The organism is Candidatus Methanoperedens sp. (assembly GCA_012026795.1).
In the GTDB taxonomy this organism is placed as follows: domain Archaea; phylum Halobacteriota; class Methanosarcinia; order Methanosarcinales; family Methanoperedenaceae; genus Methanoperedens.
The window spans coordinates 85,484-107,728 of sequence record VEPM01000009.1 but is presented as its reverse complement, the minus strand read 5'-3'; the positions used below and the strand labels follow the sequence as shown (position 1 = coordinate 107,728).

The window sequence follows — 22,245 nt, the reverse complement described above, 5'->3', positions numbered from 1 at the left end:
GCGATTACAATCCGGTTCGACTCCGGACCTTGGCTTTTTTTTTCCTGAATTTATTCGTTACCATGACACTGATGTACGAAATCTGTTATTTTTCCGATTACATAGCCACAAGTTACTATAAATGGTATGCTTCGTATCGTAATCGTTAGATTTTTTATCCCGTCCCATTCAAAATGTGCCTTAACGCCACTGCCCTCCATGTCGCCACTGTTTCCAGGTGGAACATGAATTCCAGCGCTCTCAAGTTTTTGTTTCATACATGTAAATACATCCGGTGGAACGTTATGATATGTTATTGGATTGCACCCTGACATTTTATCACCTCCTTTTATAGCAGGTTACATGCTTATTATCATAGTTATATTTTTCTGTTATATCTAAGTATAGAATACGATATTATTCCGTTTTTCTTCAACGCTCCAAACATCTGAATTCTCTTTTAATTATAAATGGGCAACTTTAATATAATTGGGATCTATTAAATACCTGATATTTGGAGAATACTATGACAAAAAACATTACTCCAGAAATTTCAATAATCGTCCCGGTCCTTAATGAGGCAAAATACCTTGAGCCAACTCTTGAATCGATCAAGAACCAGAATACAAACATACATTTCGAACTTGTAGTTGTTGATAATGGAAGCACGGATGAGAGTATGGATATCGCGAAGAGATACACTGATTTCGTGCTCCAGTGTGAAGAACCCGGAATCGGGGCGGTAAGGCATTATGGCGTTATGAATTCAAATGATAATAGCAAATATTTTGTATTCATCGATGCAGATACCATTATCCCGGGATATTTTCTTGCCTACATATACGAAACATTCAAAACCAATCCTGATCTTATCGCATTCTCAACGGGCTTTAAATTTTCAGAACGATCAAATAAAATAAAATTCGCCGAGCGTGTTGCCAATGAATATTTTTTATTGCGTGATAAATTGAATTCTGCGACATTGCCAGGATTTAATACTATAGTCCGGCGTGATGCATACTTTAAATGTGGAGGCTATCATAATGTCCTGTTGGAGGACGTTGATTTCAGCAGGCGGATAAGCACGCTTGGAACTACAAGATATTTTCCCCAGATAAAAGTTATGAACTCATCCCGGCGTCTTGAGGCAACAGGGCTTCTTGGAACTCTCTACTATTATTCGCAATTGGACCTGGGGTGGGAGTTGAACTCGACCTGGGTAGACAACCTGACAAAGAAAGTGGGGATAGCTGATCTGCGCAAATATATCGGTATTCGCTGATTCTTTTTTCCACTAATTCAGATTTTTCTGATTAATCAGTAAAGTATAAATATTCAGAAATCCATCTTCCAGTGAGGACGAAAATGACCCGGAAAGATAAAAACGAATCATGTTGCGGCTTTGATGCCACGTCAAGCTGCTGTAAGGTAGAATCCATGATAAGCGTGGATGAGCGCGGACAAATGGTGCTGCCGAAAGAGATCAGGGAGAGGGCAAATATCCATGCGGGCGATAAACTGGCAGTTGTGTGCTGGGAAAAGGACGGCAAGATTTGCTGTATTAGTTTTATCAAAGCCGAAGAACTTGCTGGAATAGTAAAAGACATGCTCGGGCCATTAATCAAAGATGTACTCTAAAAGGGAGAGATCAATTTGAAAGAAGAAGATATAAAGAAGAATGTTCGTGAAGGCTATGCGAAAATTGCGACAAAAGGGAAATCGTGCTGTTCACCTGTAACTTCCTGTTGCGGTAGCGAGGGGCGTGCAGTAGAGATAAGCCAAAAAATAGGCTATGGAAAAGATGAAATCGAATCAGTTCCTGAGGGCGCAAATCTCGGGCTTGGATGCGGAAATCCGGTAGCTCTGGCAACACTTAAGCCTGGTGAAACTGTTCTTGACCTGGGTTCAGGCGCAGGGTTTGATTGTTTCCTTGCAGCCAAAAAAGTAGGAACCAGCGGGAAAGTCATAGGCGTTGACATGACTCCTGAGATGTTAGAAAAAGCGAGGGAAAATGCCCGGAATGGGAATTACAGCAATGTGGAATTCAGGCTCGGTGAGATCGAAAACCTGCCTGCTGCGGATAATTCTGTTGATGCTGTCATATCCAATTGCGTGATCAATCTGTCTCCTGATAAAAAGCAGGTTTTCAAAGAGGCGTTCAGGGTTTTAAAACCTGGCGGCAGGTTAATGGTTTCTGATATTGTATTACATAAAGAGCTTCCTGAGATTATTAAGAATTCAGTTGAATCGTATATTGGCTGTCTTTCGGGTGCGATTAAGAAAGATGCATATATAAAAACAATTAAAAGTGAAGGGTTCAAAGATGTCAGGATAATCGATGAGACAAAATATCCGATCGAATTGATGGCAAACGACCCGACAGCAAGGGCAATTGTCGAGAATTTCAATATCCCTGAGGAGGAGCTAAAAAGTATTGCTGATTCGGTGGTGAGTATCAAGGTACAGGGAATAAAATAATTTTTTACAGAAACATATTTTATAAAGAAATCCCATGTAGCACCCATGTCAAACTTTCCATCTGATAAACCTGTTCTTGTTACCTGCGGGCTTCCTTATGCTAACGGCAAATGCCATATCGGGCACCTGCGTACTTATGTACCGGGTGATATTTTTGTACGATCCCTGAGGAAACAGGGGCAAGATGCTGTTTTCGTATGTGGTTCTGATGCCCACGGTACGCCGATCGTGGTGAATGCTGAAGAGCTAAAGACAACCCCGACAGAACTTGTTAATAAATACCACAAGCATTTTGAGAACATTTTCAAAGCGATGGAGGTGGATTTCAGTATCTTCGGCAATACCGATTCACCTACAAACCATGCAAGAACGACCAGCATTGTGGAAGCGCTGATCGAGAGGGGATATGTCTATCCTCAGGTCATAAGACTTGCTTACTGCCCGTATGATGAGCGATTCCTTCCTGACAGGTATGTTGAAGGGATATGCCCTTATTGCGCAAAACCAGCACGTGGTGACGAGTGCGACCAGGGATGCGGAAAACATCTTGAACCCGGTGAGATCAAGAATGCTAAATGCCGCATATGCGGGAATCCCGCAGAATACCGCGAGCAGGAGCATTTCTTTTTTAAACTTTCGTCTTTTGGGGGCTTCCTCTCGGATTACCTTCAAACACTCGGAGGTACATCTAATGCCATCAACTACGCAAAAGAATGGGCAAAGGAATTGAAGGACTGGTGCATTACGAGAAATCTCGAATGGGGCGTGCGATTCCCCGGTCATGATGACCTTGTCGTTTATGTCTGGGTGGATGCGCCAATAGGTTACATCTCGTTCACAGAGGAATGGGCAAAAAAAACAGGCGGCGACTGGGAAAAATACTGGCGCCGTGATTCGCGCATAATTCACTTCATAGGAGAGGATATCACATACCACCATTGTATATTCTGGCCTGCGATGCTAAAAGGAGCTGGTTACACCCCGCCGTGGGCTGTTGTTGCATCAGGTATGCTGAAGATAGATGATAAGAAATTTTCAAAGAGCCGCGGATACGTGGTATGGGTTGATGAGGATTACCTTGACCATGGTTTCCATCCCGACCTTTTGAGGTATTATATTGCAAATTACACATCCCATACAAAAGAATTAAATTTCTCATGGAAAGTGTTCCAGGAAAAGGTCAATAACGAACTTGTGGGAGCGCTTGGCAATTTCCTGCACAGGACGCAGCATTTTGCCCAGAAGAATTTCGGCGCTGTCCCTGATGGGAGAGTAGATAAAGAAATTCTTGGAAAAATAAATGCGACTATTGAAACCGTGGTTTCGGCTCTTGATGAATACGAATTCAAGAAAGCCACCGATGCAATGATGGAACTTGCTGCATACGGGAACTCATATTTCCAATCCAGGGAACCCTGGGCGCTTATAAAGACAGATAAAGATGCATGCGCCCGTGTTGTTAAGAACTGCCTCCAGATAGGAAAGGCGCTCATATTATTGTTTGAGCCCATCCTTCCGGGAAATATGGAAAAGGCATGGAAACAGCTCGGACTTGCAGGCGATGTTCACAGTGCGCAGTTTGAAGATGCGCTAATCGAGATACCTGCCGGGGAATTAAAAGTACCTGAGATATTATTCACAAAAATTGAAGACAAGAAGATCAAGGAAATGGAAGCGATCCTTGATAAAAGGATAAAGATAGCAATGTCAAAAGAGAAAAAGCACGATGAAGAAACAAAGGAAGAGAAGACCGAAATAACATACGAAGACTTCCAGAAACTTGATATCAGGATCGGGAAAATATTGTCTGCCGAGCCCATCAAGGGTTCTGATAAACTACTGAAACTGGAAGTTGATATTGGCGAGAAACGCCAGATCGTTGCAGGGATCGCAAAATCCCATGATCCTTCAGAACTTGTTGGCAGGCAGGTCGTTGTGATGGCAAATATGAAGCCTGCAAAACTCTTCGGAGTGGAATCCCGCGGGATGGTGCTGGCGGCTGATGCTGAAGGCGCGGTGCTGCTGATGCCGGAGAAAGAGGTAAAGGAAGGGATGCGGGTGAGGTGAATAAGAAATATTACCTTTTAAAACCCGTATTCGTCTTTCCTATTCACCTTTCTCGTGACCTTTCTCTTTATGGTGTTTCAGAACCGTCCTTGCAGCCACTTCCTTAGCACGTTTCCCATAGCGGCCCGATTCTTCAGCCGATTCTTTAATATGTTCATACTGACGTTGCTCTTTTTCGCCTACGCCGGCAACATGTTCCTTTTCTGGCTCATTCTCTGATTTCTTTTTATCCATGCTTTCACTCCCATTTTTCCGTATAAATTAATTAATCTCCCTGGTATTAAAGCATTTCCAGGGTGCAGGCTGTGGGACATAATTAACCGGAGTACAAGTATTACAGTAAAAACTGGGGTTTATCACACGTATCATATATTCTAATAAAAAGCCTTATAATTATTGAAACTGGAATACATCCAGGTTAAAGGAGAGTTGCATATGCAAAATAAAAACTACCAGGAGATATACCTCCTTGGCATTTTGATGTTCCTGCTGATGTTCAGCGTTACCCTCATCTACCCTGTACTGGAAGGATTTGTCATGGAAAGGTTTGAAGTCGAATCCGTGGCAGAAACAAGCCTCTTTGTCTCCGTAAATCTTGCGGCTTATGTGATATTCGCTCTTATATGGGGTAGCATATCGGACAGAATTGGAAAAAGAAAAGTATTCATTATTATGGGTTTTCTGGGGAACGCTATCATTATGTTCAGCCTCACGCTGGCACCTACCATGCCTTCGCTGCTGATGCTGCGCTTTATAGAAGGGAGCTTCACCGTGATGGCTTTCTCTATCCTCATGACTTCAGTTCTTGATGTAATGAGGCATACGCACTACGGCAAAGGCATGGGAATACTTGGTATGGGCATGGCTCTGGGCAATGCGCTGGGTGCTCCAGTTGGCGGGAAAATCGGCGCCGTTAATTCCTTATATCCCCTCTATTTTGGCTCATTCATGCTTCTGCTTGGAGGATTAATTGCATCAATAGCTCTCAAAGAGCAAAAAATTGAGTCCAGACCAGCATCCCTGAAGGATGCGTTGCTGCTGCTTCGGGAGGAAAAAAAGATATTCATACCTTATGCCTTTTCCTTCGTGGAGCGATTCACAGTGGGGTTTTTTGTGGGTGTATTCCCGTTGATGCTTGCCATGAAATACGATATGGGCTCCGGGAGTATCGGGATGCACATGGCAGCGTTTTTGATACCTTTTGCCCTCCTTCAGTATCCCCTTGGCGCGATATCCGATAAAATAGGAAGAGCACCTCCTCTCATAGTTGGTTCCTTGCTCTACGGCATTATAGTTATAAGTGTAGGTACAATTGCGCCGCCAGTGCTGGCTTTAGTTATGGTGCTGGGCGGCATTGTCGGAGCACTCATGTATCCCCCATCAGCAGCGTTAGCAGGCGACCTTTCAAATCCTGCAAAGCGCGGGACTGCAATGGGTGGTTTCAACATGTTCGGTTCACTGGGTTTTGCAATAGGCCCATTCATAGGTGGGCTGATAGCAGATATGTATGGTTTTCATGTAAGCTTTGCTGTAGCTGGAGCTGCTGTATTAGTGATAGCAATAATATTCATACCTTTCTTATTGAATATAAAAAACTATCTGAAAAAGTGATGCTATAATGAGAAGTCCGAGGACTATCCAGAGCATCATTACCAAGATATTATCTTCCGGTCGTTATGAACTCTGAAGCACATTTTCTCACCTTTTTTCTCTTTAATCGACCGTGTAGTTTAAGTATCTTGTCATAATTACTAATATAAACTAATAAAACCAGTTGAAGATTGACTGCAATCAAAAAGCAAAGGAGTATATAACATGGTATTAGACATAATAGAAGATCTCTTCGAAAGAGAGGAAAGGGAAGATAAACCAAGAAAACGCCGAAGAGACGAAGTGAATGAAATAGATGAAAAAAAAAGGAAGTACTATGAAGAAGATGACGAACAGGACAATGATAATAGGGGAAAGAAGAGGGGATTTTTCGACAGGATATCAGAATTGTTCGATTAAAATCCCGTAATAATTGCCGGAATTGCTTTATTTACGGTCTTGAAATCTCTTTAACTCCTTAGCCCTGTATTCTAACATACGGGCACGTACAACAGAAAATATCACAGCAGCTATCAGGATGCCAGCCACAACACCTAAGGAAACCATAGTTGGCACCTTATAGTAGTCAGATATCAGCATCTTTGTCCCGACAAAAGTAAGTATAGCGGAAAGCCCGTAATTGAGGTAATAGAACATTGGCATAACTCCCGCAAGAGCGAAATAGAGCGCACGCAAACCTAAAATTGCAAACACGTTCGATGTATATACAATAAACGCATCGGTAGTGATTGCGAGGACGGCAGGTATTGAATCAACAGCAAAGAGCAAATCCGTACTTTCAACGACAAGAAGTACAATGAATAGCGGCGTTGCAAAATATTTCCCGGCTCGTTTTACAAAGAACTTATCTTCCTCATAACTTTCCGTAACAGGCATCACCCTACGAAAATACCTGAGCAGGGGATTTTTTTCAGGTTCTATCTTTTTATCCCCCTGAAATGCCATTTTGATGCCTGTAATAATCAGGAATGCTCCAAAAATGTATATGATCGCATGAAATTCTTCAATTAGCGTGATGCCAGCGGCAATGAATATCGCTCGCATTACAAGAGCGCCAAGGATACCCCAGAAAAGGATCTTATGCTGGTAGATCGAGGGAACATGAAAGTAAGAGAATATCATTAAAAAGACAAACAGGTTATCAACACTGAGCGCCTTTTCTATCACATATCCTGTCAAGAAATCAAGAGCTTTCTGCGGACCAAACAAGAAATAAATCCCTATATTGAATATTATGGCCAGGGATATCCAGAAAATACTTAATATAAGTGCTTCCTTGATTTTGATGACATGGGCTTTTCGATTAAATACCCCAAGATCCAGGGCAAGCATTAAGAACACAAATACAATAAATCCAATCCATAACAGACTTTGTTGATCAAACATTTTTCATCTTATAGTTTTTTATAATTTAAATAAAGAAGTTTAATCGGTTCACTTCGAATTATCACAGTCGTCTATCCTGGCATACTTTCAAAATACCATCATCAGTACTCCTTGCAGAGCAGATAATAGCATGCCTGTCAAGGATTTCCCAATCTTTTTGCAGTTTCTGTGAGATAACCCCTGCTCTTGGGCAGACAATACTGCAACCACTGCAGAGTCCCATATCAAGAATCTCGGACTTCAATATTCCAAAACCAGGTACCGGGTAATAATCAATCATTCTGTTCCCTTTTTTTTAGATGATACTGTTTAAACATGATATTTTATTATAGTATATGAGAAATTATTTATAGTTTTGTGTTGAACTCAGGGTTATAATAAATCATTTCTATCGAAAAGGAAGATTTTTATGTTATTAAGAAATCCGAATGGAGATATACCGCAAATCGATAAGACAGCTTATGTCTGTAAATCAGCGATGATCATAGGGAATGTCATTATCGGGGAGAATGTATTTGTATCCTCTCATACCAGCATTCGTGCCGATGAGCCTGGTTCCGCAATAATAATTGGAAACAACTGCAATATTCAGGATAACGTGATAGTACATGCTCTGGCAAATACAAAAGTAATTATTGATGATTTTACCTCACTTTCCCATGGCTGTATTGTACATGGGCCGGTCAATATAGGTATGAACTGTTTTATTGGGTTTAATTCTGTTGTATTTGATTGCTCGATTGGGAACATGTGCTTTATTTCACATAGGGCCCTGGTAAAAAATGTAAGTATTTCTGACAGAAGGATTGTAGAGGATGGGGGAGTAATTAATGAACAGGCTGATGCGAATAAGCTTGGGGAAATTACAGGGGAAATTTTGGAATTTAATAATAATGTCATACAAACGAACATTAAGCTCGCCAGAAATTATTCCAAAAAGCACCTCATTGACGTGCATAGGGATTTCGATGCATTACAAAAGATTAATAGCTAATAAGTATATTTTTGGAATGATGGATATAGACGAACTGACAAGATGGGTATTGAGTGTAGATAGAAGAGTACTGGTAATTAAGGAAATCCAGGAAAATGAACTGATAAAAACATCCCAGATTGCCGAAAAGACAGGTAGATCATTGCAGAATATAAGTCATGCTGTTCGGGAACTTGAAGATTATGGGTTGATAGAATGCCTCACTCCTGAAAAGCATACTTGGAAGAGGTATATTTTGACAGAGAAAGGAGTTCAGATATTCGAAAAATTCAAGAGAAAACATCTTTTTAATTAATGATTGAAATTTTCTATCGTTTTGAATTATCAATGAGAACCGCGCCATCTATTTCACGTGTTCTATTTCACAAGTATCTATTGGTTTCTAATGTCGGAGATAAAGGGGGCTTTGCGGAAACATCGGAGGGGATGGATGCGATGCCGCTGCCCCGTAAGTAATATAAATCTCATTCCTTATAAATATTTTCCATAATCCTATTATCATAATCAAAATAGTGGACATCACATTCCAAATTTCTTCATCATTTTCTGCATATTGAACTTTCCGCCGCCACTCATACCTTTCATGGTCTTTTGCATCATTTTGTGGTATTTCAGAAGTTCCCTTACCTCATCATATTTCGTCCCCGATCCCCGAGCTATCCGTGTGATCCTTGGGCTGTTTATGTGTTTCGGGTCTTCAAGCTCTTTGTCGGTCATGGAATCCATGATATACTTGTATTTCTTCATTTTTTCCTGGGTAACGGTGAACATATCATCCGAGACCTTCATTCCAAGTTTCCCCAGAGGTATCATTGACATGACCTGTTTAAGAGGTCCCATTTTGTTCACTGCTTCCATCTGTTTGTACATATCTTTAAGAGTGAATTTCCCGCTGAGCATTGATTCCATATCAAAATCTTCTGCTTTGAGAGTCTCCTCGGCTTTTTCAAGCAGGGATTTGAGATCCCCCATTCCAAGGAGGCGTGAAATGAACCGGTCGGCTTCGAACCTCTCTAGGTCATCGGGAGTTTCGCCAACCCCGAGAAAAGCAATAGATGAATCGGTATCGGAAACAGCGGATAAAGCGCCTCCGCCTTTGGCTGTCCCGTCAAGCTTTGTTATAATAACACCGGTTATCCCTATAGATGAATTGAAAGCTTTTGCCTGGTCGCTTGCAAGCTGACCCATAGCCGCATCAAGAACAAGGAACCTGTGATCCGGTTTTGCAGCCTGGTGAATATTCTCCATTTCCTTGATAAGATCTGTTTCAAGGGCATGCCTTCCCGCAGTATCTATTATCTTGACATCGAATTTTTCAATTGCTTTGAGGCCGCGCTGTACGATACCAACAGCATCTTTCACATCTTTTTCCCCATAGAAAAAAACGCCGCTCCTTTCACACAAAGTCTTTAACTGGTCATAAGCTCCAAGCCTGAAATTATCTGCGCATATGACAGCAGCTTTCAATCCTTTTCTCTGGAAATAGCGGGCAAGTTTAGCAGTCGTTGTGGTTTTTCCGCTTCCCTGGAGCCCCACCATCATTATTGTCTGTGGCGCAAGTTTGATATTTGCGCTTTTTCCAAGGATATTTATCAATTCCTGGTAAACGATGCGTATTACATGCTCTCTCGGATTCATACCGCTTGGCGGTTCTTCCTTGAGTGAGCGCTGTTTTATTTTCTGGGACAGCGCCATCACATGCTTTACGTTCACATCCGCCTGCAGCATGGCGCGCTGGATATCCCTGACTACATCGTCCACTAACTTTTCATCGATCCGGCCTGCACCGACTAATTTTTTAAGGGCATCCTGAAGCGAGCCCCCAAGTTTATCAAGTACCATATTTTCTTTCCATTTTAAGATTATCGTATTAAGCCTTTGATTTTAGTTAAAGCATTGCATGATTTGAAGGATAGATATATAATAATTCCGATTGTTACAGATAGTGTATGAGTATAGAGTATACAGGAGTTAATAAAGAGACTGTAGCAGGAGAGATAAAGAATTATCTTGATTCCTGTCCTGAAGATACGGTATTCAGGATGGTTATTAATTCAAAGAGGGGATATCTCCGGTTAAAAATTAAAAATGCAAGTAAGAACCGCCTGAAAACACTGATCGGGAAATTAAGAAGAAAAAAGCCCGGCCCTTAATTATGAAAAATGAGATAATAATAGGCATGAGTGGCGCCTCAGGTATCCAGTACGGAATACGCATACTTGAAGCCTTAAAAAAAATGAAAGGTTTTGAAACTCATCTGGTAATTTCCGAATCCGCAAAGCAACTTATAAAAATTGAGACCGATTATTCGGTCAAAGATGTGGAAAACCTGGGTGATAACGTTTATGACGATCATGATTTCACAGCCCCGATAGCAAGCGGATCACACAGGTCAAAGGGAATGATAATTGCGCCATCCAGCATGAAAACCCTTGCATCCATTGCCAGCGGGATGTCTGATACATTAATATCCAGGGCTGCCGACTGCTGCCTGAAAGAAAAACGCCCATTGATAATCATGGCCAGGGAAACGCCTCTGAACCTGATTCATATTGAAAATATGAAAAAAGCAATGGAAGCCGGAGCTTGCATCCTTCCTGCATGCCCGGCCTTCTATCCCAGGCCCGGGACCATTGATGATATTATTGATTTTATGGCAGGACGCGCCCTGGACTTACTTGATATTGAGCATAATTTATACAAGCGGTGGCGGGAATGACTTTTCGTGGCTTCATTGAACAATTAAGATCAGAGGGCAAACTCACCGAGATAAAAAAATCCCTCTCACCGGTTTATGAGGTTTCTGCCGGTGCAGGAAAAGACCCCACACTTTATACTAATGTCAACGGGTCAAAGGTTATCATGAACATCCTGTCATCAAGGGAACTTCTGGCTGAAGCTCTGGGAGTAGAGCCTGATAAAATCATAGAACATCTTTCATCCTGCCCGCCTGATGGAGAGGTAAAGCTGGTAAAAGATTCACCAACAAGAGAAGTGATTGAAAAACCTGATCTGTACAGGCTCCCGATCCTTACGCATTTTGAAGGAGACGGCGCCCCGTATATCACTGCGGGTGTTGTCGTTTCTGAATATGGTGGTCTGATGAACGCTTCCATCCACAGGCTCAGAGTCATCGGGAAAGACCGGCTGGCTGCGCGGCTCGTTGAATTCAGGCACACTTATAATCTTCATAAAAAAGCTGCTGAAAAAGGAGAGCCGCTTCCGATAGCGATAGTTATCGGAATAGACCCGGTTACCCTGTTTGCCATCTCGACCCGCGTGCCAGAGGGAAAGGAGTACAATTATGCGGCGGCTCTTGCTGGCGAGCCGCTTGAGGTAATTGAGCTGGAAAACGGGATAAAGGTACCGCATGCTGAAATCGTACTTGAGGGATACATACATCCTACCGAACTTGTTGATGAAGGTCCGTTCGTGGATATAAGCGGCACTTATGATATTGTGAGAAAGCAGCCTGTGATCCATATTACTAAAATATTACACAGGTGCGACCCTATTTACCATGCACTGATCCCTGCAGGAAGTGAGCATCATATTTTGATGGGAATTCCTTATGAGCCCCTGATCTTTAATGAAGTCAAGAAAGCTGCGGACGTCAGGAATGTTATTATGACCCCTGGAGGATGCTATTATTTCCATGCCGCAGTGCAGATACATAAAACGAATGATGATGAACCCAAAAAAGCTATTGATGCCACATTTGCAGCGCACAAGAGCCTGAAACATGTAGTAATAGTAGATGATGATATCAATATTTTTGATCCGAACGATATCGAGTTTGCAATTGCCACGAGAGTAAAAGGTGATGAGGACATCTATATCTACCCGGATGTCAGGGGCAGCACGCTTGATCCGCGCTCTGAGAATGGGATTGGGACGAAAGTAGGGATTGATGCAACGATGGATTTGAGCAAGAAATGGAAATTTGAGAGGGCAAAGAGGCCCAGGATAAAGAAAGACAAATAACATAAAGTTGATATTTTCATAACAGGCATTGGTTGTGGTTGATGCCTATGATATTTTATAATTTCTAAAGGAAAATCCTGATCATAAAAATATTCTATAATAATTATTATAACTATTAGCATTTTTTTCTGAATAAATATATTAATCATTGGTGTGTGATTTAATATTGCCCTTCAGTGGCAAAAAATTAGGAGGAAATATAAATGAAAAACGAAAAAAAGGTTAGTCCAAAAAAAGATGAGGAACAGAAAGTAGCAGAACAGATGTTTAAGAAAGCACGTCTGTGGGCCTGGTAAGTAGAAATCAATATGTACTGGAGTAAACCTGTTGCATTACTAAAGTTATGCAACACTCCAGCTACAATATATTCCCCCTTTCCTCTGTTCGCCATATCGCTTTTCTTAGTATCGCACAAAGAGTTATCAATTTATAACTTTCCAGTTTTGTTTGCTGGAATAGTTGTTTCATGGCTTTTAGCCTTTCCTTCTAATTTATGGAACCATTGCAATGATTTAAAGGAAGATAGAGCAGGAGGGAAAAAAACTATCTTAACTCAGGACAGCTCGATGCAGAAGAAAGCTCTTTTTATCTCAGTATTACTTTATGCTTGTTCTTTGCTTTTTGTTTATTATTTATCTATCGAATTTAAACGGCCGATCTATCTGTTTACTTTAATCTGGATTATTGCTACATGGTGGTATTCAGATAATTTGATCCTTAAAAAAGTGATTGGTTTCAGATTGAAAGACCATTATCTGGGTGAGTTGGCTGCTTATAGTATCGCGATGCCCATGTTCACTTTGAGCATCTGGCTTGTATATTCTGATCTAAATTCAAATGGACTGTTAATTACTGTAGCGGTCTTTTTCTTCAGTGTATCAACGTTGCTATTAAAGGATTTAAAAGATATATCCGGTGATATGAAAGCTGGCCTGAAAACTTTCGGGGTTGTTTTCCCTCCATTTCAACTTGTTCGGTATTCATGTTACTTTATGGTGTTTTATTATTTGGCCCTATTGAATCTAATTAATCTGGGCTCCTATGGTATTCTGGTTATTACGATCCCATTTCTTTATTTTTTAAAAAATACATTTATTCCTATGTATAAAAAAGATTGGACTTTAGGATCCGGAGATTTTCTATTGCTTAAGCATATGGGTAATTCGATATATGCATCCTTTATTTTTTTAGGACTGAGCGCCTTTATTTAAATTTCCAGGCAACTACTTGTTCCTGCACCCATGAAAAAAGTATTATTATGTGTTTCAGATAAATAATTTCTTAACCTGAATTCAGGTGGAATATAAGCTGAAGAAGGCGCTGACATAATTCCAAAATAGTTATCACCTAATAAATTATTTATTTTATCCTTGTATTCTAAAGTTTTTTTCCCGAATGCTGCGACAGCTCCAACATCCATAGAGAAAAAAATGAATCTGCCATCATCATATTTCAAATTATCCAGACATGAAATGAAAGCATCAAATTTATCATCAATATTTTCATATACAAGTGCAACATCTTCCGAATAATCCGAAATATCCATGAAAAAAGGAAATAACTCAAAAGGAAAATAAGATCCTATTCCAAGAAGAAACGCCCCATTTGTCTGTTTATTTAGAAATAATAGTTCATAGGGCATTTGAACTTTAAAATCCCCTTTATCGAGATGTTCATGTAATTCTTTTTCTTCTTCGCCTGAAATATATATTAAATTTTTTACTGCCTCTACAGGCGGCTTGCCGTCAAGGGAGATCAATATATTTTTTTCAAACTTTGCTTTAAATTCCTGGATAAATTTAAATTCATTACTTACAATATTTTTAGTTTCTTCAAAATTTTTCCCCTTCTGGGGGAAAATATCATCATAAACAGCATTTATATCCTTTTTCTCTATGGTCAGTGCTGCAATACCGCCATCTATATCCTCGAAGTTAGAAAATATATTAGGAGAGTTGAATCTAACCTGTGTATGCATCACATTCATACCCATAATTGGAACTTTATAATTCGTCTGCCTGGCAAAGATATTTAAAATTCGGGAGGATTGGTAGAAAATATTTTCTCTGTCGCAGTATTCAGAAAATTTACCTGCATATTCTTTCTGTTTTTCTAAATTAGCTTTTTTGGATTTTTTACTATAATAAAATCCGTTTGCGAAAAACCTGGCGAACCTGATAGCATTTGGTACATGAACCATCGGAAAATGCAGCATAATAATCCCATGTTCACATTTTACTTTTTCTGCAAGTTTTCTGGCAGACTCAATTATGCCCTTTCCTTTAACCCCATCCACCCGTATCCTGGCATCGCCATCTTCACACAGCACCAGCGCCGCACCGTCGGCCCTCATGTCATCGGGAAAAATCATACCATCAACGGAGGCGCCTATTTGCGGGATGTCGCCATATTCATCGTTTAATATATCCAGCATTGACTGGTATTTGCCGTGATACTTTAAAGTTGCATAAAATAAAGCGAGATCAGGCTTAAAATCCAGCTTATCATCAGCCTGTTCAATTAGATCACATGCTGCCTGATCAGGGCTCTTCTTATTGCTGAATAGAGTGATGGATTTCGTTTTTTTCGCCTCTTGATTGTTTTTTATTTATGATTATATTTATAAGGATATAAATTTTTCTATATGATACTAATTATAATGAGCATAAAAATTGAATGTTAATGTCCAGTTTTTCTTTTCTCTGTGTTCTCGGTGTTCTCTGTGGTTTTGAATTGCATAGATTATTTCAATAATAAGAATAATACTCAAGCTACACAATTCCTCTTAAGTGATTGTATGAGAAAGCAAAACGCCATTAAACAGGAGGCCTGAATGTACCTCACCCCTGAAGAAGAAAAGCTCATGAACGGAGAGAGCGGCCCCGCATACCAGAAAGCCATCGAGATTCTCGCTGCCCTTGGGGACATATACGGCGCGGACAGGCTGATCCCCATAAAGAGCGCGCAGATCGCAGGTGTTTCGTATAAGACGATAGGCGATGCCGGTCTTGAATGGATATCCGGCCTGAAAGGAAAAGTGGTTGTGCCATCGATCCTCAATCCCGCAGGCATGGACCTGGAATGCTGGAGGGAAATGGGAATAAGCGAGGATTTTGCGAATAAGCAGCAGGAAATAATCAAAGCCTATGAGGCGCTCGGCGTCAGGACAGAATGCTCCTGCACCCCGTATAATATCTATGATGATCTTGCAAGCTTTGGCGACCATGTGGCATGGAGCGAGTCCTCGGCTATTTCTTACGCCAACTCCGTGATCGGCGCGCGCACGAACAGGGAAGGCGGGCCAGGCGCCCTCTCGGCTGCACTTATCGGGAAAACGCCGAATTACGGTTTCCACCTGGATGAGAACAGGCGCCCGGTCATCCTCATCGAAGTGGAGCCAGAGCTTTATGATTCTGATTATGGGGCGCTGGGATACATTGTTGGTGAGATGATCGGCGATAAAGTCCCGGTTTTTGATCTCAATACCATCCCGACAAAAGATGAACTCAGGTCCCTGGGGGCTGCGATGGCGGCTTCAGGTTCTGTTGCGCTGTATCACGTTCGCGGGGTTACGATGGAATCAGGCAAATACGAATTACCTCGCGAAAAAATAACAATTGAAGAGCAACAGATAAAAGAAGTTTATAAAACAGGCGAGCCCGACCTCATAGCTTTCGGATGTCCTCACAGCAGTGTTAAGGAACTTGAAAAACTGGCCCAGCTCCTTGGTGGGAAAAAAGTGAAAAAGGAAGTCTGGGTTTGCACATCGCGCGCCTTAAAGAATAAGCACCCTGAATTGATAAAAAGGATCGAAAAAAGCGGAGCTAAGGTTTTTTGTGATACCTGTATGGTGGTATCCCCGGCAAGTGAGAAGTTCAAATGCATGATGGTGAATTCAGGTAAGGCGCATAAGTATGTGCCAAACCTTTGCGGGGTTAACAGTGTACTGGCAAGGACGGAAGATTGTATCAGGGTAGCTGTGAATGGATAATTAATAAAATATAAATAAATTGAAATTGAAGTTTAGCTTTAAAATTGTCGTATAATTTAGCCTTATATCCAAATTTGAAAAAAGAAGAATCATCTACAATATATCAAATAAAGCCTGATTTATATTATTGTTCCTCTCCCGGCCATATCATAGTAATCTTCAATTGTTTGCATTTCCCGGTTTTCACCGGAAACGGTCCGGTATTGACTAGGGGTGATCCCGATGCAACGTGCAAAACGTCAGCCAGAAGTCAGAGGCTTTCAAGCGCAGCCAGTGTGAACAATTCTATCACTTGTGTCTCACTCCCATTTGATAGGCATTCCTGAAATCATCAAGAGTCAATACCGAATTCCAGTGGCCGGTCCATATTGCGATAGCATAGGCAACAAAAATTATCCCCACTATTCCTAAGGGAATAAGCCAGTTGCCGGCACGAGTACCCCACAAGGTGCGAACCACCAAAGTGTTCTCGGTGGGACATGCCGAGACACAAGATAAACACATAGTACATTCTGGAGAATGTATTATGTGCTTATCCTCTACTTGTATGCCTACCCCACAAGACAGATTGCAACACATACAGTGCTGGCATGAGACATCATTTCTGGTTATTCTTAGTGGTGACAACAATCCTAAAACCGACAAGAGGGCCCCGTATGGGCAAAGAAATCTACACCAGCCGTTTTTTACTATGATTGTAAAGACAATTAATCCAGCAATGACAATCATGACAATGATTGAAATGTGGCTAATGAATATGAGCATGTTTGCGTCAGCAGCCAGGTTGTAAGGTAGAAACAAAAACCACTCAATGCTTGAAAGAGGCATTGTAAAGACCATTATCCAAAGAATTAGGATCAGGAGGATGTATTTGATTCCGAGCGCAGTTATTTTGAGCCATCTTGGAATGTTCCAATGTAATGGTAGATTGACCAGCCTATGATGAGCCCATTCAAGAAAATGCGATAATGAGCCAAAAGGACAGATCCAGGAGCAGAATGCACGGCGGAAAAATATTGCGCCAATTATAACTGCAACCAGGAAAGTCAACCCTGCAGGATGAATCATGTCCCAATAGCCGGTTAAAAGCAATCTCTTCATTCCAAGGAGAGCCGATATTGGCAAAAATGCTTCAACCCCTGCTGGCCGAGGAGTAGTTACAGGACCACCTGACACAATTTGATTGTAAAATGTGTTAAATTGTAATCCGATACTGATAGAGAGAAGTATGAAACTGGCCTGTACAATTCGGCGCCAAATTTGAAGGGACGATGTTATCGCAAGCTTTTTGGGCATAGTCAATCTGCCATGCTTCAAGATAACCTTAAAACGTCGGCTCCAGTGCGGTTTATCTGGTAGGCGGTGCGTGCTGTCTCTAGGTAGATGTTGGTTATTTCCTGGAAAGAATCCAGCGATTTCTTCATAAGATCCGGACCCGCAAGTTCAGGGCTCCCCACCTTGAATGGCGGATGAGGATTGTATTCCAAAGTTAGCTCAATCATTTTGGCAATATCCTCACCACGCAGTGCAGCAAGAGCGATAAGTGCTGCCTCAAAACAACCGTGTACCGGGCCCGCAGTATATAAATTACCATCGACAACAACCCGTCCGCCCGAAACAGGTACGGCCCCAAAATCCTTCAATGATTCACCCAACTGAAAATTCGTTGTGGCACGCCGACCTTCCAGAAGGCCAGCCGTACCAAGCACCAGAACCCCGTAACAAATACCGATGATAGCAGCAGCATGTTTAGCCTTTTGTTTGAAGAAGGCAATGACTTCAGGATCGACAATAACTTCTGGTGGTATCGCACCGACAATCAGCACGTCAACATCAGGGCATTCGTCATAGGTGGTCGTTGCAGCCATAGGCCAGTTTGGCATCCCGTTGAAAGGCTCAAGAGTTTTCCAGACGAGGTGGGTTTCGACATTTGGTGACATGCTAAACGCTGCATTTGCATCCACAACGTCCGGTAAAAATACACCGGGACAAACGAGTGTAGCAACCTTTAGTGTCTGATCAATAGGTTTCAGCATTTTTCCATCTCCTTAATAATGAATATTTTCATATATGAACGTATTCAATTATATGCTCAATGTTCTTAAAGCTTTCTGATTGGTTCTCACATTCAAGGTATTTTATACCCAACTTTACCCCTATAATTTATTACAGCGTTTCGATTCGGCTTGCCAGCTATTATTTCCAGGACAATAGAACAAAATGTTTCTGAAAATTTCAAAGAAAAGTACAGCAATGCAACACTATTTTATGATATCACCAGCATTGCTCTTAACGGTTATCGCTCAACTGGAACACACTTTGCTATTTTTTCTCCGCTAGTCCCTCCAAAAACAAAACCAGTTTATATTTGAGGTTTTCCAGAAAAGGAATTTGCGAACGGCTGGCCATAGCTGATTGGATCAGTCCCATAAACATCTCAATAACTATTTCAACTGGAATAGTCGCTTTGAATTCTCCATTTTCCTGTCCCTCCTGAATAACGCTAATTAAAATGTTTTTAAACTCTGGGCCGTGTAACGGTTGAGTTGATGATAGTAATTGGTCACTATATAATTTGAATAATTGTTGATTGTCTTCATAAATCGTCCCTAAGAGCAATAAAATTTGAGTGATTTTTTGTGAAGGGTTAACCGGTGATTGGTTCAGTTCTTCAAGCAATTTTTTAGCCTCGTCGATTTTCTGAGCCAAGACATATTTAAGGATATCTTCTTTAGATTGAAAATAATTATAAAAAGTACCTATACCAAAATCCGCCTTTTCCATGATTTCAGCGACAGTCGTTTTCTCAATGCCCTTTTCTATAAACAGTTTCAGTGCAATATCAACTATAGATTTCTGTACCTGTAGTTTTTTCCTATCCCTGCGATTCATTACATCCTGCATCAGACCATCCTCCATAACTCTAATTCAAGAATGAATAAATTCATTTTTGAATTAAAGATAGGAATTTATCATCGTCAAATGTTAAATAACTGCTCCATAAAATATGTGCACTTTTCAGAATATTAAGGCAAATTCTAATATCATTCAATTTAATTAAACCTGTAAACTATGCTCTACGCCATTGAAACCTCAGGAATAACAAAGCGCTTTGATGAGATGATCGCAGTAAATAAGATCACCATCTCTGTAAAACCCGGGGAATTGTTCGGGCTGCTCGGTCCGAACGGTGCAGGAAAAACGACATTGATAAGCATGCTTTCAACGATGATAGAACCCTCAGGAGGAAGCGCTCTTGTCTGGGGTCATGATGTAATGAAAGATGCTGATTCTGTGCGGCAGAATATCGGCGTGGTTTTCCAGGATACAACTCTTGATGACAGGCTTACGGGCAGGGAGAACCTTGATCTTCACGGAAGGCTCTATGGGCTTGATGGAATAAAGAGAAAAGAGCGCATCAAGGAAGTGCTATCTCTTGTTGAGCTTACGGAAAGGGCTGATGCCATTGTCAAAACTTATTCAGGAGGGATGATGAGGCGCCTTGAGATCGCACGCGGGCTCATGCATCATCCCCATGTCCTGTTCCTTGATGAACCCACGCTCGGGCTTGATCCGCAGACGCGTATGCATATCTGGGACTACATAAAAAAATTAAATAAAGAAGAAGGAGTAACCATATTGCTTACCACACATTATATGGAAGAAGCTGACAAATTGTGTGACCGGATAGCAATAATCGACAATGGCCGGATCGTTGCTCTTGATACTCCGCAGGATCTTAAAAATTCACTCGGCGGGGATGTAATAACACTGGGGCTTGGAAATCCCGGTGATGTCGATAGGTTATGCAGTTCTTACCAGAAAGACGGATGCGCCATTACAATTACCCGGAAACAAAACGAGGTTTTTATTACGGTCAGTAATGGCGAACGCCAGATCCCCCATATCCTTTCGCTTGCTTCACACGCAGGAATTCCTATAATTTCAGTGAGCCTCAGGAAACCCACGCTTGATGATGTATTTATACACTATACCGGCCAGGCAATAAGGGATAAGGAAGTAAGCCTGATGGAAGAAGTAGGGTACAAAATGCGATCAAGGAGGAGATGATGACGTTAGACCGGGCGGTTCAGACTGTTTATACAATGTGGCTGCGCGAGATGTTACGGTTCTCACGCTCAAAATCACGTATAATAGGGGCGCTTGCGACACCTCTTTTTTTCCTCATAATACTTGGCACGGGTTTCAGTTCAGCTTTCCAGGTAAAAGGAGGCGGAACTTTCGATAAGAGCTACCTGGCTCCGGGTCTTATCGGAATGTCCGTACTTTTTGCTTCACTGATGGGGGGCGTATCCATTATCTGGGATCGTGAATTTGGATTTCTTAAGGAAATACTGATCGCCCCTGTAAGCCGCTTTTTTGTCTCATTAGGGAAAGCCATAGGCGGTGTTACAACAGCAATGATACAGGGAATATTGATAATGATTATTGCATGGCTTATCGGGATTCATTTTAGATCATTCTGGGGAGTCCTGGCAGGTATTGCGGTCATGTTCATTTCGGGGATAGGCTTTATAGGGCTGGGAATAGCGATCGCTTCTAAGATCGAAAGCCATGAAGGTTTCCAGATGGTGATGAGTTTTCTCACAATGCCTCTTGTTTTACTGAGCGGGGCATTTTTCCCGATTTCGAACCTTCCTGCCTGGCTAAAGATCCTTGTATACCTGAATCCCCTTACCTATGGTGTTGAAGCCCTGCGCTATTTCCTTCTTGGCAATTCCATAATTCCTGTATGGCAAAGCATCATAGTACTTGTAATATTCTCTATCGCTATGATAGCGCTGGGCGGGAAACTGTTCGGGAAAATGAGGGCCTGATATGATCCTCCTGTCTGGCGGAACAGGTACGCCCAAACTCCTTCAGGGCATAAGGAAGATCATTCCTGATGAGGAAATCACTGTAATTGTGAACACGGCAGAAGATATAATGGTCTCAGGAAGCCTTGTTTCACCCGATGTGGATACGATCCTGTATCTTTTTTCGGGAGCGCTTGATACCTCAAAGTGGTGGGGTATCAGGAATGACACTTTTCATACGAATAATGCATTAAGAAAAATGGGCATCAGTGAAAAACTCATGATCGGGGATGCTGACCGCGCCACCTGTATTTTCCGGGAGGTGCTTATGCAAAAAGGTGCTTCTTTAACAGAAGCTACACTTTCGCTGTCTGCCGCGCTTGGGATAAAAGCAAAGATACTGCCCATGTGTAATGAAAAAGTGGACACAATGATAAAAACGCCGGAAGGTATCCTGCATTTCCAGGATTTCTGGGTCGGCTCCCGTGGAACTCCGGAGGTTCTTGATGTTGATATTACGGGGATCAGGAAGGCCATGCCTACAAAAGAAGTACTGGATGCCCTGGAACTTGAGAAAAATGTAATTATCGGACCCAGCAATCCCATAACAAGCATAGGACCGATACTTGCCCTGAAAGGGATCAGGGAAATTTTAATGACAAAGAACGTTATAGCTGTAAGCCCTATAATAGGGGATTCCCCGGTTAGCGGTCCTGCCGGGAAATTGATGGGTGCAAAAGGGTATCCTGTATCATCAAACGGAGTTGCCCGGTATTATGGGGATATTCTTGATATTATGGTTATTGACGATAAGGATACTGCAAAAGAACCGGATTCTGGCATGAAAACAGTAAGGTTTGATACAATAATGACATCAGTTGAAAAAAGTGAATTGCTGGCAAGGAATATACTTAAATTATTTCAGGATATTTGATAAA

Annotated in this window: 26 protein-coding genes; 17 read left to right on the top strand and 9 right to left on the bottom strand. The window is 41.6% G+C overall.

What is annotated here, in order from left to right:
* Window positions 1–50: 50 nt before the first annotated feature.
* On the bottom strand, window positions 51–314 hold the full coding sequence (locus tag FIB07_04900) for a hypothetical protein (protein NJD52187.1): 264 nt from the start codon (window positions 312–314) through the stop codon (window positions 51–53).
* A 191-nt stretch (window positions 315–505) separates the two neighbouring features.
* On the opposite strand from FIB07_04900, the gene FIB07_04895 reads away from it, so the two are divergent.
* The 4 genes from FIB07_04895 to metG all read left to right on the top strand — a co-directional run bounded on the left by FIB07_04895 (window position 506) and on the right by metG (window position 4,524).
* Window positions 506–1,261: a glycosyltransferase gene (locus FIB07_04895; protein ID NJD52186.1), complete on the top strand. Its 756-nt coding sequence runs from the start codon at window positions 506–508 to the stop codon at window positions 1,259–1,261.
* Window positions 1,262–1,344: 83 nt separating this feature from the next.
* The gene (locus tag FIB07_04890) at window positions 1,345–1,617 is read left to right on the top strand and encodes an AbrB/MazE/SpoVT family DNA-binding domain-containing protein (protein NJD52185.1); all 273 of its coding nucleotides are present in this window, start codon (window positions 1,345–1,347) and stop codon (window positions 1,615–1,617) included.
* A 15-nt stretch (window positions 1,618–1,632) separates the two neighbouring features.
* Window positions 1,633–2,457 (top strand): arsenite methyltransferase, encoded by an 825-nt coding sequence (gene arsM / locus FIB07_04885; protein NJD52184.1) that lies wholly within the window; start codon window positions 1,633–1,635, stop codon window positions 2,455–2,457.
* A gap of 45 nt (window positions 2,458–2,502) precedes the next feature.
* Complete coding sequence (gene metG, locus FIB07_04880; GenBank protein NJD52183.1) at window positions 2,503–4,524, top strand: methionine--tRNA ligase; 2,022 nt, start codon at window positions 2,503–2,505, stop codon at window positions 4,522–4,524.
* A gap of 39 nt (window positions 4,525–4,563) precedes the next feature.
* On the opposite strand, the gene FIB07_04875 is transcribed toward metG, so the two are convergent.
* A complete protein-coding gene (locus tag FIB07_04875) occupies window positions 4,564–4,758 on the bottom strand; it encodes a hypothetical protein (GenBank protein ID NJD52182.1) in 195 nt (64 codons plus the stop codon).
* A gap of 201 nt (window positions 4,759–4,959) precedes the next feature.
* Between FIB07_04875 and FIB07_04870 the strand changes: the two genes are divergently transcribed.
* Together FIB07_04870 and FIB07_04865 are read left to right on the top strand one after the other, a co-directional pair.
* A complete protein-coding gene (locus FIB07_04870) occupies window positions 4,960–6,135 on the top strand; it encodes an MFS transporter (GenBank protein ID NJD52181.1) in 1,176 nt (391 codons plus the stop codon).
* Between the two features lie 204 nt (window positions 6,136–6,339).
* Window positions 6,340–6,534, top strand: coding sequence for a hypothetical protein (locus FIB07_04865; protein NJD52180.1), 195 nt, complete (start codon window positions 6,340–6,342; stop codon window positions 6,532–6,534).
* Window positions 6,535–6,561: 27 nt separating this feature from the next.
* Here FIB07_04865 and FIB07_04860 read toward each other — a convergent pair whose 3' ends face one another.
* Together FIB07_04860 and FIB07_04855 are read right to left on the bottom strand one after the other, a co-directional pair.
* Entirely contained in the window at window positions 6,562–7,521 is a 960-nt protein-coding gene (locus FIB07_04860; GenBank protein NJD52179.1) for a TerC family protein, read from the bottom strand.
* 61 nt (window positions 7,522–7,582) lie between these two features.
* Window positions 7,583–7,801, bottom strand: coding sequence for a hypothetical protein (locus FIB07_04855; GenBank protein ID NJD52178.1), 219 nt, complete (start codon window positions 7,799–7,801; stop codon window positions 7,583–7,585).
* A 129-nt stretch (window positions 7,802–7,930) separates the two neighbouring features.
* On the opposite strand from FIB07_04855, the gene FIB07_04850 reads away from it, so the two are divergent.
* Complete coding sequence (locus FIB07_04850) at window positions 7,931–8,515, top strand: carbonate dehydratase (protein ID NJD52177.1); 585 nt, start codon at window positions 7,931–7,933, stop codon at window positions 8,513–8,515.
* 16 nt (window positions 8,516–8,531) lie between these two features.
* On the top strand, window positions 8,532–8,810 hold the full coding sequence (locus tag FIB07_04845) for a winged helix-turn-helix transcriptional regulator (GenBank protein ID NJD52176.1): 279 nt from the start codon (window positions 8,532–8,534) through the stop codon (window positions 8,808–8,810).
* Window positions 8,811–9,034: 224 nt separating this feature from the next.
* Here the strand turns inward: FIB07_04845 and FIB07_04840 are convergent, their stop codons facing one another.
* Window positions 9,035–10,357 (bottom strand): signal recognition particle protein, encoded by a 1,323-nt coding sequence (locus tag FIB07_04840; protein ID NJD52175.1) that lies wholly within the window; start codon window positions 10,355–10,357, stop codon window positions 9,035–9,037.
* 107 nt (window positions 10,358–10,464) lie between these two features.
* Between FIB07_04840 and FIB07_04835 the strand changes: the two genes are divergently transcribed.
* The 4 genes from FIB07_04835 (at window position 10,465) to FIB07_04820 (ending at window position 13,710) form a co-directional block, all read left to right on the top strand.
* Window positions 10,465–10,668 carry a hypothetical protein gene (locus tag FIB07_04835; GenBank protein ID NJD52174.1) on the top strand — a complete coding sequence of 68 codons (204 nt, stop codon included), beginning with the start codon at window positions 10,465–10,467 and terminating at the stop codon, window positions 10,666–10,668.
* A 2-nt stretch (window positions 10,669–10,670) separates the two neighbouring features.
* Window positions 10,671–11,234, top strand: a complete 564-nt coding sequence (locus FIB07_04830) for a UbiX family flavin prenyltransferase (protein NJD52173.1) — start codon at window positions 10,671–10,673, stop codon at window positions 11,232–11,234.
* A complete protein-coding gene (locus FIB07_04825; GenBank protein NJD52172.1) occupies window positions 11,231–12,499 on the top strand; it encodes a UbiD family decarboxylase in 1,269 nt (422 codons plus the stop codon). The genes FIB07_04830 and FIB07_04825 overlap by 4 nt, the downstream gene beginning before the upstream one ends.
* Window positions 12,500–12,807: 308 nt before the next feature.
* Window positions 12,808–13,710, top strand: coding sequence for a hypothetical protein (locus FIB07_04820; protein ID NJD52171.1), 903 nt, complete (start codon window positions 12,808–12,810; stop codon window positions 13,708–13,710).
* Here FIB07_04820 and FIB07_04815 read toward each other — a convergent pair.
* Window positions 13,707–14,933 (bottom strand): hypothetical protein, encoded by a 1,227-nt coding sequence (locus FIB07_04815; protein ID NJD52170.1) that lies wholly within the window; start codon window positions 14,931–14,933, stop codon window positions 13,707–13,709. The genes FIB07_04820 and FIB07_04815 overlap by 4 nt on opposite strands.
* A 399-nt stretch (window positions 14,934–15,332) precedes the next feature.
* Here FIB07_04815 and FIB07_04810 point away from each other — a divergent pair, with 399 nt between their 5' ends.
* Window positions 15,333–16,490 (top strand): DUF521 domain-containing protein, encoded by a 1,158-nt coding sequence (locus FIB07_04810; GenBank protein NJD52169.1) that lies wholly within the window; start codon window positions 15,333–15,335, stop codon window positions 16,488–16,490.
* A 288-nt stretch (window positions 16,491–16,778) separates the two neighbouring features.
* Here FIB07_04810 and FIB07_04805 read toward each other — a convergent pair whose 3' ends face one another.
* Together FIB07_04805 and FIB07_04800 are read right to left on the bottom strand one after the other, a co-directional pair.
* The gene (locus FIB07_04805) at window positions 16,779–17,786 is read right to left on the bottom strand and encodes a 4Fe-4S binding protein (protein NJD52168.1); all 1,008 of its coding nucleotides are present in this window, start codon (window positions 17,784–17,786) and stop codon (window positions 16,779–16,781) included.
* Window positions 17,787–17,803: 17 nt separating this feature from the next.
* Window positions 17,804–18,526 (bottom strand): DJ-1/PfpI family protein, encoded by a 723-nt coding sequence (locus tag FIB07_04800; protein ID NJD52167.1) that lies wholly within the window; start codon window positions 18,524–18,526, stop codon window positions 17,804–17,806.
* A gap of 150 nt (window positions 18,527–18,676) precedes the next feature.
* Here FIB07_04800 and FIB07_04795 point away from each other — a divergent pair, with 150 nt between their 5' ends.
* On the top strand, window positions 18,677–18,862 hold the full coding sequence (locus FIB07_04795) for a hypothetical protein (protein NJD52166.1): 186 nt from the start codon (window positions 18,677–18,679) through the stop codon (window positions 18,860–18,862).
* On the opposite strand, the gene FIB07_04790 is transcribed toward FIB07_04795, so the two are convergent.
* Window positions 18,813–19,382 carry a TetR/AcrR family transcriptional regulator gene (locus FIB07_04790; GenBank protein NJD52165.1) on the bottom strand — a complete coding sequence of 190 codons (570 nt, stop codon included), beginning with the start codon at window positions 19,380–19,382 and terminating at the stop codon, window positions 18,813–18,815. The two genes, FIB07_04795 and FIB07_04790, sit on opposite strands and share 50 nt — an antisense overlap.
* 180 nt (window positions 19,383–19,562) lie before the next feature.
* Between FIB07_04790 and FIB07_04785 the strand changes: the two genes are divergently transcribed.
* The 3 genes from FIB07_04785 to FIB07_04775 are packed head-to-tail and all read left to right on the top strand — an operon-like array spanning window position 19,563 to window position 22,241.
* Window positions 19,563–20,561: an ATP-binding cassette domain-containing protein gene (locus FIB07_04785; GenBank protein ID NJD52164.1), complete on the top strand. Its 999-nt coding sequence runs from the start codon at window positions 19,563–19,565 to the stop codon at window positions 20,559–20,561.
* Window positions 20,558–21,328 carry a multidrug ABC transporter permease gene (locus FIB07_04780; protein NJD52163.1) on the top strand — a complete coding sequence of 257 codons (771 nt, stop codon included), beginning with the start codon at window positions 20,558–20,560 and terminating at the stop codon, window positions 21,326–21,328. The genes FIB07_04785 and FIB07_04780 overlap by 4 nt, the downstream gene beginning before the upstream one ends.
* A gap of 1 nt (window position 21,329) precedes the next feature.
* Window positions 21,330–22,241 carry a 2-phospho-L-lactate transferase gene (locus FIB07_04775; GenBank protein ID NJD52162.1) on the top strand — a complete coding sequence of 304 codons (912 nt, stop codon included), beginning with the start codon at window positions 21,330–21,332 and terminating at the stop codon, window positions 22,239–22,241.
* The last annotated feature ends 4 nt before the right edge of the window (window positions 22,242–22,245 follow it).